The sequence below is a fragment of the Wenxinia saemankumensis genome, assembly GCF_900141735.1.
GTDB lineage: Bacteria > Pseudomonadota > Alphaproteobacteria > Rhodobacterales > Rhodobacteraceae > Wenxinia > Wenxinia saemankumensis.
On sequence record NZ_FQYO01000004.1, the window covers coordinates 363,399 to 377,277 of the forward strand.

Annotated in this window: 13 protein-coding genes; 6 read left to right on the top strand and 7 right to left on the bottom strand. The window is 71.0% G+C overall.

The window, feature by feature from the left end; all coding sequences use genetic code 11:
- Positions 1–30 precede the first annotated feature (30 nt).
- The 3 genes from BUE30_RS12785 to BUE30_RS12795 form a co-directional block, all read right to left on the bottom strand.
- Positions 31–447 (bottom strand): DUF7282 domain-containing protein, encoded by a 417-nt coding sequence (locus BUE30_RS12785; protein ID WP_170865644.1) that lies wholly within the window; start codon positions 445–447, stop codon positions 31–33.
- 78 nt (positions 448–525) lie between these two features.
- The gene (locus BUE30_RS12790; RefSeq protein WP_073331280.1) at positions 526–1,230 is read right to left on the bottom strand and encodes a sulfotransferase-like domain-containing protein; all 705 of its coding nucleotides are present in this window, start codon (positions 1,228–1,230) and stop codon (positions 526–528) included.
- Positions 1,227–2,129: a D-amino acid aminotransferase gene (locus BUE30_RS12795; protein WP_073331283.1), complete on the bottom strand. Its 903-nt coding sequence runs from the start codon at positions 2,127–2,129 to the stop codon at positions 1,227–1,229. The genes BUE30_RS12790 and BUE30_RS12795 overlap by 4 nt, the downstream gene beginning before the upstream one ends.
- Positions 2,130–2,267: 138 nt before the next feature.
- On the opposite strand from BUE30_RS12795, the gene msrA reads away from it, so the two are divergent.
- Positions 2,268–2,894 (top strand): peptide-methionine (S)-S-oxide reductase MsrA, encoded by a 627-nt coding sequence (gene msrA / locus BUE30_RS12800; RefSeq protein WP_073331286.1) that lies wholly within the window; start codon positions 2,268–2,270, stop codon positions 2,892–2,894.
- 50 nt (positions 2,895–2,944) lie between these two features.
- Here the strand turns inward: msrA and BUE30_RS12805 are convergent, their stop codons facing one another.
- Positions 2,945–3,823, bottom strand: a complete 879-nt coding sequence (locus BUE30_RS12805) for a ribokinase (protein WP_073331289.1) — start codon at positions 3,821–3,823, stop codon at positions 2,945–2,947.
- On the bottom strand, positions 3,823–6,078 hold the full coding sequence (locus tag BUE30_RS12810) for an NADP-dependent malic enzyme (RefSeq protein ID WP_073331292.1): 2,256 nt from the start codon (positions 6,076–6,078) through the stop codon (positions 3,823–3,825). The genes BUE30_RS12805 and BUE30_RS12810 overlap by 1 nt, the downstream gene beginning before the upstream one ends.
- Before the next feature lie 125 nt (positions 6,079–6,203).
- Between BUE30_RS12810 and BUE30_RS12815 the strand changes: the two genes are divergently transcribed.
- Positions 6,204–6,731: an inorganic diphosphatase gene (locus tag BUE30_RS12815; RefSeq protein WP_073331295.1), complete on the top strand. Its 528-nt coding sequence runs from the start codon at positions 6,204–6,206 to the stop codon at positions 6,729–6,731.
- 121 nt (positions 6,732–6,852) lie between these two features.
- The gene (gene mutS / locus BUE30_RS12820) at positions 6,853–9,486 is read left to right on the top strand and encodes a DNA mismatch repair protein MutS (protein ID WP_073331298.1); all 2,634 of its coding nucleotides are present in this window, start codon (positions 6,853–6,855) and stop codon (positions 9,484–9,486) included.
- A 91-nt stretch (positions 9,487–9,577) separates the two neighbouring features.
- Here mutS and BUE30_RS12825 read toward each other — a convergent pair whose 3' ends face one another.
- Positions 9,578–10,147: a nucleotide exchange factor GrpE gene (locus BUE30_RS12825; protein ID WP_073331301.1), complete on the bottom strand. Its 570-nt coding sequence runs from the start codon at positions 10,145–10,147 to the stop codon at positions 9,578–9,580.
- Positions 10,148–10,165: 18 nt separating this feature from the next.
- The gene (gene hrcA / locus BUE30_RS12830; protein ID WP_073331305.1) at positions 10,166–11,236 is read right to left on the bottom strand and encodes a heat-inducible transcriptional repressor HrcA; all 1,071 of its coding nucleotides are present in this window, start codon (positions 11,234–11,236) and stop codon (positions 10,166–10,168) included.
- A 141-nt stretch (positions 11,237–11,377) separates the two neighbouring features.
- On the opposite strand from hrcA, the gene rph reads away from it, so the two are divergent.
- From rph to hemW, 3 genes are read left to right on the top strand one after another with little or no spacing between them, the layout of a single operon-like run.
- Positions 11,378–12,091, top strand: coding sequence for a ribonuclease PH (gene rph / locus BUE30_RS12835; RefSeq protein WP_073331308.1), 714 nt, complete (start codon positions 11,378–11,380; stop codon positions 12,089–12,091).
- A complete protein-coding gene (locus tag BUE30_RS17945; RefSeq protein ID WP_073331311.1) occupies positions 12,088–12,699 on the top strand; it encodes a non-canonical purine NTP pyrophosphatase in 612 nt (203 codons plus the stop codon). The genes rph and BUE30_RS17945 overlap by 4 nt, the downstream gene beginning before the upstream one ends.
- On the top strand, positions 12,692–13,867 hold the full coding sequence (hemW, locus tag BUE30_RS12845; protein WP_244526359.1) for a radical SAM family heme chaperone HemW: 1,176 nt from the start codon (positions 12,692–12,694) through the stop codon (positions 13,865–13,867). Before BUE30_RS17945 ends, hemW begins: the two co-directional genes overlap by 8 nt.
- Positions 13,868–13,879 lie beyond the last annotated feature (12 nt).

The window sequence follows — 13,879 nt, forward strand, 5'->3', positions numbered from 1 at the left end:
AGAGGGGCCCGCCGGAGACAGGGTGCGGCGTTACTGCGCGGTGATGACGGTCATGACCAGCGCGTCGTCGACGCGGATCGGGCCGTCCTCGGTCGCGCCGAGCGTGTATTCGAACACACCGGTCTGCGTGCCGCCGTCCTCGCCGTGGACCATCAGCATCAGCATGTCGCCCGCGGCTACGTCCTCCTGCAGGATCGCGGCGACGTCGAGGTTCTCGCCCTCGCGCAGCGGGGCGTAGCCCACGACCGGGCCGGGGGCCATCTCGGCATCGGTGCGATGCACGACCATCCAGCCGTTCTGCGGCGCCATGATGCTGTCGGCGCTGACGACGCCGTTCTCGACGGACTGGTCGGCGGCGGTGACCATCGGGGTCATGTCCGATTGGGCGATCGCCGCGGAGGCGAGGCCGGTGGTGGCGGCAGCGAGGGCAAAGGTCTTGAAGGTCATTGTCTACTCCTGTCGGTCTCGGTCCCCGTCTTCGGGACCGTCACGCATAGTCACGGGGCAGTCCCCGCAGGAGTTGCATCAGGAGCGGATTCTCTTTGCCGCGAGCCTTTCGTAATGCGGCAGCGCGCCCTCCAGCAGGGCCGCCTGCGCGCCGTCGAGGACCGGCAACCGCCCTTCGGGCCCCGCGAACCCGGTCGAGCGATGGATCGCGTCGTACCAGTGCGGCGCCCAGGCCCCGTCATAGGGGCGGGGGCCGGCGGGCCAGGACAGCATGGCGGGGTCGAAGTCCAGCCCCACGGCGGCGCAGAGCGCGCGCAGCATCCCCTCGGGATCGTTCCGGATATCCGCGCTGTCGATCACCACCCCGCCGATCCGGTCGTAGAGCCCGGCCTGGCTCTCGAAGCCGATGTCGTGGGCCGTGGCGCCCTCGCGCTTCACCCCGTAGCTGGCGATGACCCGGGCCGGATGCCGCAGCAGGTGGACATGGACGCAGTCCCGCGCCCAGCCCATCGGAAAGCCGTCCACCATGTGGAGCGGCATGTGCTTCATGTAGAAATGCGGTCTGCCGCCCGGGATCGGCCCGGCGCATCTTTCGGCGACCTTTCCCGGATCGGTCTCCTCCGCCGCGAGGATCGCGTCCCGCATCGGATCGTCCCGGCCCGTCGCGGCGAGGAACGGGGCGTAGAACGGCTCGTCCCAGGCGGCGAAGTCGGCGCGACCCGCAAAGGCGTACATCATCGCCGTCGACAGGTTGCGCGGCCCCGACCAGACGGCGAGCCTCATGCCGCGACCAGCGCCTTGTAGAGCCCCCGGATCCGCTCTGTCACCGGGCCGAGCTGCCCGGTCCCGATCACGCGGCCGTCGATCTCGCCCACCGGGGTCTGCGCGCCGAAGGTGCCGGTCAGGAAGGCCTCGTCCGCGCCATAGGTGTCGACGAGGCTGAAGTTCCGCTCGAAGACCGGGATGCCGTTCGCGCGGCACACCTCGATCACCTTCGCCCGGGTGATGCCGTTCATGCAGTAATCCCCGGTCGAGGTCCAAACCTCGCCCTTGCGCACGATGAAGAAGTTGCAGGCATTCGTCGTGTTCACGAAGCCATGCACGTCCAGCATCAGCGCCTCGTCCGCGCCCGCCTTCTCGGCCGCGATGCAGGCGAGGATGCAGTTCAGCTTGGAATGCGAGTTCAGCTTGGGGTCCTGAGTCATCGGCAGTCCCCGCAGGTGGGGCACGGTGGCAAGGCGGATGGGGCGGGGGATCCTCGGTTTCGAATGTTCCATGATGATGACCATGGTCGGCCCCTGAACCGACAGGCGCGGATGCTGGAAGGGCAGGCGCTTCACCCCGCGCGTCACCATCAGCCGCGCATGGGCGTCGGTCGTCATCCCGTTGGCCTCGCGCGTCTCCTCCAGCGCGGCGATCACGGCGCCCCGGTCCCGCCCTATGTCGAGGTCGATCGCCTTGGCCGCCTCGAAGAGCCGGTCCATGTGGTCGTCCAGGAAGGCCCAGCGCCCGTCATAGAGCCGCATCCCCTCCCATACGCCGTCGCCCAGCATGAAACCGCTGTCGTAGACGCTGACCTTCGCCTCGGCCCGGGGGGTCAACCGGCCGTCCACCCAGATCAGGAGTTCGGCGTTGCGGGCATCCTCCTCGGCCTCGTGCGTGGCGGCGTGATCGTCGGTCATGGGCTCTCTCCTTCGCGGGGGCGACGCTAGGGGCGGCCCCGCGCGGGGTAAAGAGACCGTGACCGGGGCAACTGCAACCTGTCCGGAACGTGGCTGCGGGTGACAAGGTTGATCCCGCGACCCGACAGGAGACACGCCATGACCCGCACGCTTGCCGCAGCCATCGCCCTCGCCGCCCTCGGCTCCGCCGCCAAGGCAGAGGAGCTCGTCGTCGCCGGCGGATGCTTCTGGTGCGTCGAGGCCGATTTCGAGAAGGTGCAGGGCGTGAGCGAGGTCGTCTCGGGCTATGCCGGGGGCGAGGTCGCGAACCCGACCTACGAGCAGGTCTCGTCCGGTGGGACCGGGCATTACGAGGTCGCGCGGATCGAGTACGACGCGAGCGTCGTGAGCGTCGACCAGTTGCTGCACCTGTTCTTCCGGTCGGTCGATCCCGTCGATGCGGGCGGGCAGTTCTGCGACCGGGGCGATCAGTACCGCACCGCGATCTTCTACGAGACCGAGGCCGAGCGGCAGGCGGCCGAAGCCGCCAAGGCGCAGGCGGCCGAGGAACTGGGTCAGGAGATCGTGACCCCGATCCTGCCGCTGGAGCAGTTCTACGTCGCCGAGGATTACCACCAGGACTACTACAAGTCGGACGAGCGGCTCGCCTTCAGCACGGTCGGTCTGGCCGTGCCGAAATCCGTCGCCTACGAGCGCTACCGCGACCGGTGCGGCCGCGACCAGCGGATCGAGGCGCTTTGGGGGCCGGACGCGCCCTTCATCTAGGGGGCCCCGGCCGGCCCCGCCGGTCGGGCCGCGGCACCCGGCGCCCTCACCTAGGCTCTGTTCCGGGCGAAATCGTCGGTTTCCTCGGAGGTGGGGATCACGTCCGATGTGCCGTGCCGCGTGACCATCAGCGCGCCCGCCGCCTGCGCGCGGCGGATCGCCGCCTCCATCCCGAGGCCGGAATCGAGGCCCGCGACGAGGTATCCGGAGAAGGTGTCCCCTGCGCCCGTCGTGTCGACCGGCGTGACCGGGATCGCATCGAACCGTCGGACCTGCCCGCCCCGGATCCAGTCGCAACCTTTCGCACCCAGCGTCACGATCACGTCCGTCACCGGCAGATCCGCCAGGTCCTGCCCCGTCGCACGCCGCAGCTGATCGGCCTCGACCGCGTTCAGTACCAGCAGCGACAGGCCGAGCGGCAGCAGCGCGGTGACCCTAGCGGCGTCGAAGGGGGCCGCGGCATAGGCCAGCCGCAGGCCCTGGTCCCGGGCGATCCGCATCCCCTCGTCCTGCAGGTTCGTCTCGTTCTGCGTCAGGAACCAGTCGCCCGGCGCGGCCCCCTCGATCGCATCCTGAAGCGCCTGGGCGGGGACGGCGGCGTTCGCCCCGGGATGGATGACGATGGCGTTTTCGCCCTGCGGGTCGACGAAGATCAGCGCGGTGCCCGTCGCCTCGTCCGCCTGCGCGACGTGAAGACATTCCACGCCTGCCTTCTCGAGCCGCCTGACCGCCCAGTCCCCGTCCGCCCCGACCGCGCCGACATGCCGGACCCGGCCGCCCGCGCGGGCGATGGCGACCGACATGTTCGCGCCCTTTCCGCCGAGATAGGACCTGAATCCGGTCGCGGCAAGCGTCTCGCCCGGGGCCGGGATATGCGGGACGGAATAGACCATGTCCGCATTGATCGAGCCGAGATTGACCACGGCCATCAGTTCACCTCGCAGGCGGCCATGACGGCCATGTTCAGGATGTCCGACGCGGTCGAGACGGTCGAGCAGATCTGGATGGGCTTGTCGATGCCGGTCAGGATCGGCCCGATCACCGTCGCGCCCGCCATCTCCTGCATCAGCTTCACGCTGATCGAGGCGGAGTGCCGCGCCGGCACGACCAGCACGTTGGCCGGCCCGGTCAGGCGCGAGAACGGGTAGTTCTCGCGCGCGCGGGGATTGAGCGCGACGTCGACCGTCATCTCGCCCTCGTACTCGAAATCGACGCCCCGCCCGTCCAGCACACCGGCGGCGGCATGCATCTTGGTCGCGCGCTCGGAAACCGGGTAGCCGAAGGTCGAGAAGGACAGGAAGGCGACGCGGGGCGTCAGGCCCAGGTGCCGGGCGACGATCGCGCCGCGCTCGGCGATGTCGGCCAGATCCTCCTCGTCGGGCCATTCGTGGACCAGCGTGTCCGCGACCAGAACGATCCGCCCGCGATGCATGACGACCGAGACGCCGACGGCCCCGTCATGCGGTCCCGCGTCGAAGACGTGGTTGATCAGTTCCAGCGCATGGGCCGACTTGCGCGTCGCCCCCGTCACCATCCCGTCCCCGTGCCCGTGGGCCAGCATCAGCGCCGCGAAGACGTGCCGGTCGCGCGAGGCGAGGCGATGCACGTCCTGCTGGTCCATCCCCTTGCGCTGCAGGCGCTCGTAGAGGAAATCCTTGTAGGTCTCGAGATGCTGGGTGTTGGCTGCGTTCACCACCCGAAGCTCGCGCACCGCGTCGGCCAGCCCCTCGGCCTCGAGCTTGGCCTTCACGTCGCCCTCGCGCCCGACGACCAGCGCCCGGCCGTAGCCGCCGCGCTGGTAGCTGACGGCGGCGCGCAGGACGCGGGGATCGTCCCCCTCGGCGAAGATCATCGTCGCCTGCGCCGCGCGGGCCCGGGCATGGATGCCCCGCAGGATGCTCGCCGTCGGGTCCATCCGGGCGCGCAGCTGCGCCTCGTAGGCCTCCATGTCGACGATGGGCCGGCGGGCGGCCCCCGTCTCCATCCCCGCCCGGGCGACGGCGGGCGGGATGCGGTGGATCAGGCGCGGATCGAAGGGGGTGGGGATGATGTAGTCCCGCCCGAAGGTGAGCTTGCGCCCGTAGGCGACGGCCACTTCGTCGGGCACGTCCTCGCGCGCCAGCGCGGCCAGCGCCTCGGCGCAGGCGATCTTCATCTCGTCGTTGATCGCGCGGGCATGGATGTCGAGCGCGCCCCGGAACAGGTAGGGAAAGCCGAGGACGTTGTTCACCTGGTTGGGATAGTCACTGCGTCCCGTCGCGACGATCGCGTCGACGCGGACGGCATGCGCCTCTTCCGGCGTGATCTCGGGATCGGGATTGGCCATGGCGAAGATGACCGGGTTGTCGGCCATGCTCGCCACCATCTCCGCCGTCACGGCGCCCTTGGCCGAGACGCCGAGGAACACGTCGGCCCCCTTCATCGCGTCCTGCAGCGTGCGGGCGTCGGTGGCGGCGGCATGGGCCGACTTCCACTGGTTCATCCCCTCGGTCCGGCCCTGCCAGATCACGCCCTTGGTGTCGCACATGATGCAGTTGTCGTGCCGGGCGCCCATCGACTTCAGCAGCTCGAGGCAGGCGATCCCCGCCGCCCCCGCGCCGTTGAGGACGATGCGCACGTCCTCGATCCTCTTGTTCGACAGGTGCAGCGCGTTGATCAGGCCCGCGGCGCAGATCACCGCCGTTCCATGCTGATCGTCGTGGAAGACGGGGATGTCGAGCTGCTCCTTCAGGGTCTGCTCGATGATGAAGCATTCGGGCGCCTTGATGTCCTCGAGGTTGATGCCGCCGAAGGTCGGACCCATCAGCCGGACCGCCTGGATGAAGGCGTCGGGATCCTCGGTGTCGAGCTCGATGTCGATCGAGTTCACGTCGGCGAAGCGCTTGAACAGCACCGACTTGCCCTCCATCACCGGCTTCGATCCCAGCGCCCCCAGATTGCCGAGGCCGAGCACCGCCGTCCCGTTCGAGATCACGGCAACGAGGTTGCCCTTGTTCGTGTAGTCGTAGGCGAGGCCGGGATTGGCCGCGATCTCCTCGCAGGGGATCGCGACGCCGGGGGAATAGGCGAGGCTGAGGTCCCGCTGCGTGGCCATCGGCACCGTCGCGTTCACCTCCCACTTGCCCGGGGTCGGGTTCATGTGGAACGCGAGCGCGTCCTCGCGGGTCATGCGGGCCTTGGCCATGGCGGGTCTCCTCCGGTGCGCCGTCAGGTCTTTGTGCCCGGCCCCGCGGGCGGGCGCCAGTCGCTTGCCTCCCCGCGGGGCGGGAACGCGCTAGGTGGGGACGCGATGCCGGACGGGAGGACGCGATGTTCCACGAGGCCCTCACCCATGTCGCCCCGCTGACGGAGGACGGGTCGGTCCATGTCTTCGTCGAGACGCCGAAGGGATCGCGCCACAAATACGACGTCGACGATCACGGGCTGGTCCGGATCACGGTGGAGCTGCCGGAAGGGGTGAGCTTCCCCTTCTCGTTCGGCTTCGTGCCGAACACGAAGGCGCCCGACGGCGACCCCCTCGACATCCTGCTGGTGACCGCCGGCCCCGTCCCTGCCGGGGCCCTGATCGAGGCGCGGGTGATCGGCGTGCTGAAGATGGAGAACGACGAGGACGGCCAGATGACGCGCAACGACCGCATCGTCGCGGTGGCGAAGATGAGCCGCGTCTTCTCGGGGGTGGAGACGCTGTCGGACATGCGGCACGGCTTCGCCTGGGACATCGAGCACTTCTTCGCCACCTACAACGAGATGATCGAGCGCCCCTTCGCCATCGTCGGCCGGGGCGAGCGGGACGAGGCGGAGGCGATGCTGCGGGACGCCATTCCCGGGGGCGCCTAGGCCGGGCCCGGGCCCGAGCACGGCGCCGAGGGCATTTTCGATCCCCGCGACGGGGAGGCGCCTTTCCCCTGTCCGGGCCGGCCACTAGGGTGGCCGCCGTTTCGAAGGCCGGGGACAGCGCATGAGCGAGACCGTCACGCCGATGATGGCGCAGTATCTCGACATCAAGTCGGGGCATCCGGACGCGCTGCTGTTCTACCGGATGGGCGATTTCTACGAGATGTTCTTCGACGACGCGGTCGCGGCGGCCGAGGCGCTGGACATCGCGCTGACCAAGCGGGGCAAGCATCTGGGGCAGGACATCCCGATGTGCGGCGTGCCGGTCCACGCCGCCGAGGGCTACCTGCTGGGCCTGATCCGCAAGGGATTTCGCGTCGCCATCGCCGAGCAGATGGAGGACCCGGCCGAGGCGAAGAAGCGCGGCTCGAAATCCGTGGTGGCGCGCGACGTGGTGCGGCTGGTCACGCCCGGCACGCTGACCGAGGAAAGCCTGCTCGACGCGCGGCGGCACAACTTCCTCGCCGCCTTCTGCGCGGTACGCGAGGAGGGGGCGCTGGCCTGGGTCGACATCTCGACCGGGGCCCTCGCCGTCATGGCCTGCGCCCCGGCCCGACTGGGCCCGGAACTGGCGCGCCTGTCCCCGCGCGAGCTTCTGCTGGCGGAGGAGACGGAGCGCGATTTCGCCGGCGTGGCGGAGGACCAGGGCGCGGCGGTGACCCCCCTGCCCCGTGGCGCCTTCGACAGCACGGGCGGGGCGGCGCGGCTGTGCAAGGTCTTCGGAATCGGCTCGCTCGACGGGTTCGGCACGTTCGGGCGGGCCGAGATCGGGGCGATGGCGGCGCTGGTCGAGTATCTGGAGCTGACGCAGCGCGGCCGGCTGCCGCTGCTGCGCCCGCCGGTGCAGGAACGACCGGGCGGGACGATGCAGATCGACGGCGCGACGCGCCGGTCGCTGGAACTGGTGCAGGGCAGCGAGGGCGGCCGGGCGGGATCGCTGCTGGCTGCCATAGACCGGAGCGTCACGGCCGCCGGGGCGCGCCTGCTGGAGCGGCGGCTCTCCTCCCCGTCCTGCGATGCGGGCGTGGTGACCGGTCGGCAGGACGGGGTCACGGCGCTGGTGGAGGACGCGGCGCTGCGCCGCGACCTGCGCGACATCCTGCGCGGCGCGGCGGATCTAGACCGGGCGCTGTCGCGCCTGGCGCTGGAGCGGGGGGGCCCGCGCGATCTCGGCGCGGTGCGCGCCACGCTCGAGGTGGCCGGGCGGGTCGCGGCGCGACTGCCGGAGGGTCTGCCCGCGATCCTGGCCGAGGCCAAGCGGGACCTTGCCGCGCCGGAGGGACTGTCGGAGCTGCTGGACTCCGCCCTCGTGGCCGAGCCGCCCCTCCTGGCGCGGGACGGCGGCTTCGTCGCCGCCGGCTTCGATCCCGATCTCGACGAGGCGCGGCGGCTGCGCGACGAGGGACGCTCGGTCATCGCCGGGATGCAGGCCGAGTATGCCGGGATCGCCGGCGTGCAGAGCTTGAAGATCCGGCACAACAACGTGCTCGGCTATTTCATCGAGACGACGGCCACCCATGCCGGCCGGATGATGGCCCCGCCGCTGAGCGAGACCTTCATCCACCGGCAGACCACCGCCAACGCGGTGCGGTTCACGACCGTCGACCTGTCCGAGCTGGAGACCCGGATCCTCAATGCGGGGGCCCGGGCGCTGGAGCTGGAACGGTCGGTCTTCGACCGGCTGCGCGCGGCGGTGCTGGAAGCGGCCGGACCGCTCGGGCGGCTGGCCCGGGCGCTGGCCGAGATCGACCTCGCCGCCGGTCTCGCCGATCTGGCGGTGGAGGGCGACTGGTGCCGCCCCGGAATCGAGGGCGGACGCGCCTTCGAGATCGAGGGTGGACGCCACCCGGTCGTCGAGGCGGCGCTGCGCCGGTCGGGCGAACCTTTCGTCGCCAACGATTGCCGGCTGGGCGAGACCCCGATCCGCCTGCTGACAGGGCCGAACATGGCCGGCAAGTCGACCTTTCTGCGGCAGAACGCGCTGATCGCGATCCTCGCGCAGATGGGGGCCTGGGTGCCGGCCCGGACCGCGCGGATCGGGCTGGTCAGCCAGGTCTTCAGCAGGGTCGGCGCGTCCGACGACCTCGCGCGGGGGCGGTCGACCTTCATGGTCGAGATGGTCGAGACGGCGGCCATCCTGAACCAGGCGGACGACCGGGCGCTGGTCATCCTCGACGAGATCGGACGGGGCACGGCGACCTATGACGGCCTGTCCATCGCCTGGGCGACGCTGGAGCATCTGAACGCGGTCAACCGATGCCGCGCGATCTTCGCCACCCATTACCACGAGCTGGCGCGGCTGGCCGACCGGCTGGACGGCGTCGCCAACGCGACCGTGACGGTCAAAGAATGGGACGGCGAGGTGGTGTTCCTGCACGAGGTGCGGGACGGCACCGCGGACCGGTCCTACGGGGTGCAGGTCGCGCGGCTGGCGGGGCTGCCGCCCTCGGTCGTGGAGCGCGCGCGGGTCGTGCTCGACGCGCTGGAGAAGGGCGAGCGCGAGGGCGGCGGAAAGCGCGAGACGCTGATCGACGACCTGCCGCTCTTCGCCGCCGCGCCGCCGCCCCCGCCGGCCGCCCCGGTGCGCGCGTCGGAGGTGGAGGCCCGCCTGCGGGAGCTGGAGCCCGACGCGATGTCCCCGCGCGAGGCGCTGGAGCGGCTCTACGAGCTGAAGGGATTGCTGGGCCGCCCCGACTGAGCGGCGGCCCGGGCCGGAGGGGATCGGCCCGGCCGGGCCGCGGCCCGGCGGGCATGGCGGTCCCGCCCGGGGGCAGGACCGCCGGATCCCGTCAGGCCGCCGGCGTCGAGGAGACGCCGACCTGCGCCGGGCGCAGGAGGCGGTCGTGCAGCAGGAAGCCCTGCGCCATCACCTGAATGATGTCGCCGGCCTTGGTCTCGGGCACCGGCGCCTCGAACATGGCCTGATGGACCTTGGGATCGAAACGCTCGCCGACCGCGGGCGAGATCGGCTCGATTCCGTGCTTCTTGAAGACGTTGAGCAGCTCGCGCATCGTCAGCTCGACTCCCTCGATCAGGCCGGCCGTCTCGCTGCGCTTCTCCTCCGGCACGGCCTCGAGGGCGCGGGCGAGGGCGTCATGCACGGGAAGCAGGTCGCGGGCGAGCTTGGAGCCGCCGTAGTTCTCGGCCTCCTTGCGGTCACGTTCCGCCCGCTTGCGGACGTTCTCGGCCTCGGCCAGCGCGCGGACGAAGCGGTCCTTCAGCTCGTCGCGCTCGGCCCGGAGGGCCTCGAGCTCGGCCTCCACGCCCTCTGCCGCGGCGGCCTCGGTCTCGGCCTCCATCGCGTCGGCCTCGGCGGCGAGGTCGTCGAGGCTCTGCGGTTCGTCGCGGTCCTGTGCCATTGCTGCTCTCTTTCCCGTTCAGTCCAGACCGCCGCTGCGGTCGGCGATGAGCCGCCCGACCAGCTGCGCGGTGTAATCCACGATGGGCACGATGCGCCCGTAATTCAGCCGCGTGGGGCCGATCACGCCGACCGCGCCCACGATTCTCCGGTCGGCGTTCATATAGGGAGAAACCACCAGAGATGAACCCGAAAGCGAGAAGAGCTTGTTCTCGGATCCGATGAAGATCCGCACCCCCTCGCCGCCCTCGGTCAGCTCGAGGAAATCGGCGATGTCGCGCTTGCGCTCGAGGTCGTCGAACAGGCTGCGGATGCGGTCGAGATCGGTCTCGTCCCCGCCGAGAAGGTTGCCGCGGCCGCGCACGATCAGCCGCTCGTTGCTCGTGCCGCGATTGACCCAGGTGACGATCCCCTGCTCGACCATCTCGGCGGCGAGGCTGTCGAGCTCCTGCCGGCGCGTCGCAATCTCGCGCTTCACGACATCGGCGAGCTCGGACAGGGTCTGACCCTCGGCGATGGCGGAGAGGAAGTTGGCCGCCTCTCGCAGCGAGGAGGGAGTCTGGCCCGGGGGCGGAACGAAGACGCGGTTCTCGACATGCCCGTCGGCGAAGACCAGCACCACCAGGGCGCGGTCGGGGCCCAGCGAGACGAACTCGATATGGCGGATCGGGGCCTCGTGCTTGGGCGCGAGGACGAGGGACGCGCCGCGCGTGACGCCCGAGAGCGCCTGCCCCACCCGGTCGAGCAGCCCGCCGATATCGCCGCCGCCGGGGCCGACCGTGTCGTCCAGCATCGCGCGGTCCGTCCCGTCGAGATCCGACACCTCGAGCAGCCCGTCGACGAAGAGCCGGAGTCCCGCCTGCGTGGGTACGCGGCCGGCGCTGACATGGGGCGAGCCGAGCAGCCCCATCAGCTCGAGATCCTGCATGACGTTGCGGATCGTCGCGGCCGAGACACTTTCCGACAGGGCGCGGGTCAGGGTGCGCGAGCCGACCGGGGCGCCGGTCGCGAGATAGCCCTCGACCACGCGGCGGAACACCTCGCGCGAGCGGTCGTTCAGGCTGTCGAGATCGGGAATGCGGTCGGGCATCGGCGGGGGCACGGCGGCTTTCGGGGCGGGCCGAGTTAGCGCCCCGCGGGGGCGGGCGTCAACGGGCGGCCCCTTGGATTCGCGGGGTCCGCGGCGTATGGCGCGGCGCTGACAGGACCCGGGATCACGAGGAGAAGCACCATGCGGCCATCGGGACGCAAGACGGACGAGATGCGCGCCGTGTCGATCGAGACGGGGATCACGCGGCATGCCGAGGGATCCTGCCTGATCCGGGTCGGCGACACGCATGTCATCTGCACCGCCACGGTGGACGAGAAGGTGCCGCCCTTCCTGCGCAATTCCGGCCTCGGCTGGGTGACGGCGGAATACGGGATGCTGCCGCGCGCGACCACGACGCGGATGCGGCGCGAGGCGGCCGCCGGCAAGCAGGGCGGAAGAACCGTTGAAATCCAGCGCCTTATCGGCCGATCGCTGCGGGCGGGCGTCGACAGGGTCGCGCTGGGCGAGCGGCAGATCACCGTCGATTGCGACGTGATCCAGGCCGACGGGGGCACGCGCTGCGCCTCGATCACCGGGGGCTGGGTGGCCCTGCGCCTGGCGGTGGACAAGCTGATGAAGGCGGGCGCGGTCACGGTCGATCCGCTGGAGATTCCCGTCTCGGCGGTGAGCTGCGGGATCTATGCCGGGCAGCCGGTGCTGGATCTCGACTATCCCGAGGACAGCGAGGCCGGCGTCGACGGCAATTTCGTGATGGCCGGGGACCGGCTGATCGAGGTGCAGATGTCGGCCGAGGGCGCGACCTTCAGCCGGGGCGAGATGGACGCGCTGCTGGATCTCGCCGTGACCGGCAGCGCGGCGCTGTCCGCCGCGCAACTCGCGGCGACCGGGCGGTGAGGCGGCTGGAGCGGGGCGCGCGGATCGTCGTCGCGACCCACAATGCCGGCAAGCTGGAGGAGATCGCCGATCTCCTCCGTCCCTACGGGATCGAGGCGACGTCGAACGCCGATCACGGCCTGCCGGAACCCGAGGAGACGGAAGAGACCTTCGTCGGCAATGCCCGGATCAAGGCCCATGCGGCGGCGAAGGCGACCGGCCTGCCCGCCCTGGCCGACGATTCGGGACTGGAGATCGACGTGCTGGACGGCCGACCGGGAGTGCGGACCGCGGACTGGGCCGAGACCGGGTCGGGCCGGGACTTCGCGATGGCGATGGAGCGGGCCTGGCGCGAGATCGGCGCCACGGGGCGCCCCGCCCCGTTCACCGGCCGGTTCCGCTGCACGCTGGTCCTGGCCTGGCCGGACGGGGAGGACGCCGTCTTCGAGGGCGCGATGCCGGGGCAGATCGTCTGGCCCCCGCGCGGCGCGCAGGGACACGGCTACGACCCCGTCTTCCAGCCCGAGGGCTTCGACGAGACCTTCGGCGAGATGGACAGGTGGCAGAAGAACCGCCTGTCGCATCGCGGGCGGGCCTTCGCCGCCTTCGAGGCCGCCTGCCTTGGCTGAAGCGACCGGCGGTTTGGCAGGAGACGGGGGGCGGGACGGGGGCTTTGCGCTCTATCTGCACTGGCCCTTCTGCCAGGCAAAATGTCCCTATTGCGACTTCAACTCGCATGTCGTCGCCGCTGTCGATCAGGATCGCTGGGCCGCCGCCTTCGAGACCGAGATCGCCCGGGTGCGGGACGAGACCGGGCCGCGGCGGCTTTCGTCGATCTATTTCGGGGGCGGCACGCCGAGCCTGATGGAGCCCCGGACCGTCGAGCGGATCCTGTCGGCCGCGCGGGTGGCCTGGTCCTTTGCCAACGACATCGAGATCACGTTGGAGGCGAACCCGACCTCGATCGAGGCGGGCCGGTTCCGGGGCTACCGGGAGGCGGGCGTGGACCGGGTCTCGATCGGGGTGCAGGCGCTCGATGACCGAGACCTGCGCGCGCTGGGACGGCGGCACGATGCGGCCGAGGCGCTGGCGGCGATCGAGACGGGGCGCGCGATCTTCGACCGCGTGTCCTTCGACCTGATCTATGCCCGCCAGGACCAGTCGCTCGCCGCCTGGGAGGCCGAGCTGGCCCGGGCGCTGGCGCTGGGACCCGATCACCTGTCGCTCTACCAGCTGACGATCGAGCCGGGCACCGCCTTCGGCGCGCGCTTCGCCGCCGGGGGCCTGCACGGCCTGCCGGGCGAGGACCTGGCCGCCGACCTGTGGGACACGACCCAGGAGATGACGGACGCGGCCGGCCTGCCCGCCTACGAGGTGTCGAACCATGCGCGGCCCGGGCAGGAGAGCCGGCACAACCGGGTCTACTGGACCGGCGGCGACTATGCCGGGATCGGTCCGGGCGCGCATGGCCGTCTGACGCTGGACGGGATCCGCCACGCCACGGAGTCCCACATGGCGCCCGGCGCCTGGATCGGTGCCGTGGAACGGGCCGGGTCGGGATATTCCGCGCAGGTCGCGCTGGACGGGGAGGAGATCTTCGGCGAGGCCCTGCTGATGGGGCTGCGGATCCGCGAGGGGATCGCCGAGACCCGCCTCGGCGGGGCCGATCCCGGATTCGCGGGCCGTGTCGCCGAGCTGGAGGGCCTGGGAATGGTCACCCGCCAGGGGGGCCGCCTGCGGGCGACCGATGCCGGGCGCCCCCTTCTGAACGAGATCCTGCGTCGCCTTCTGCCCTGAGGGGCGCGGCCC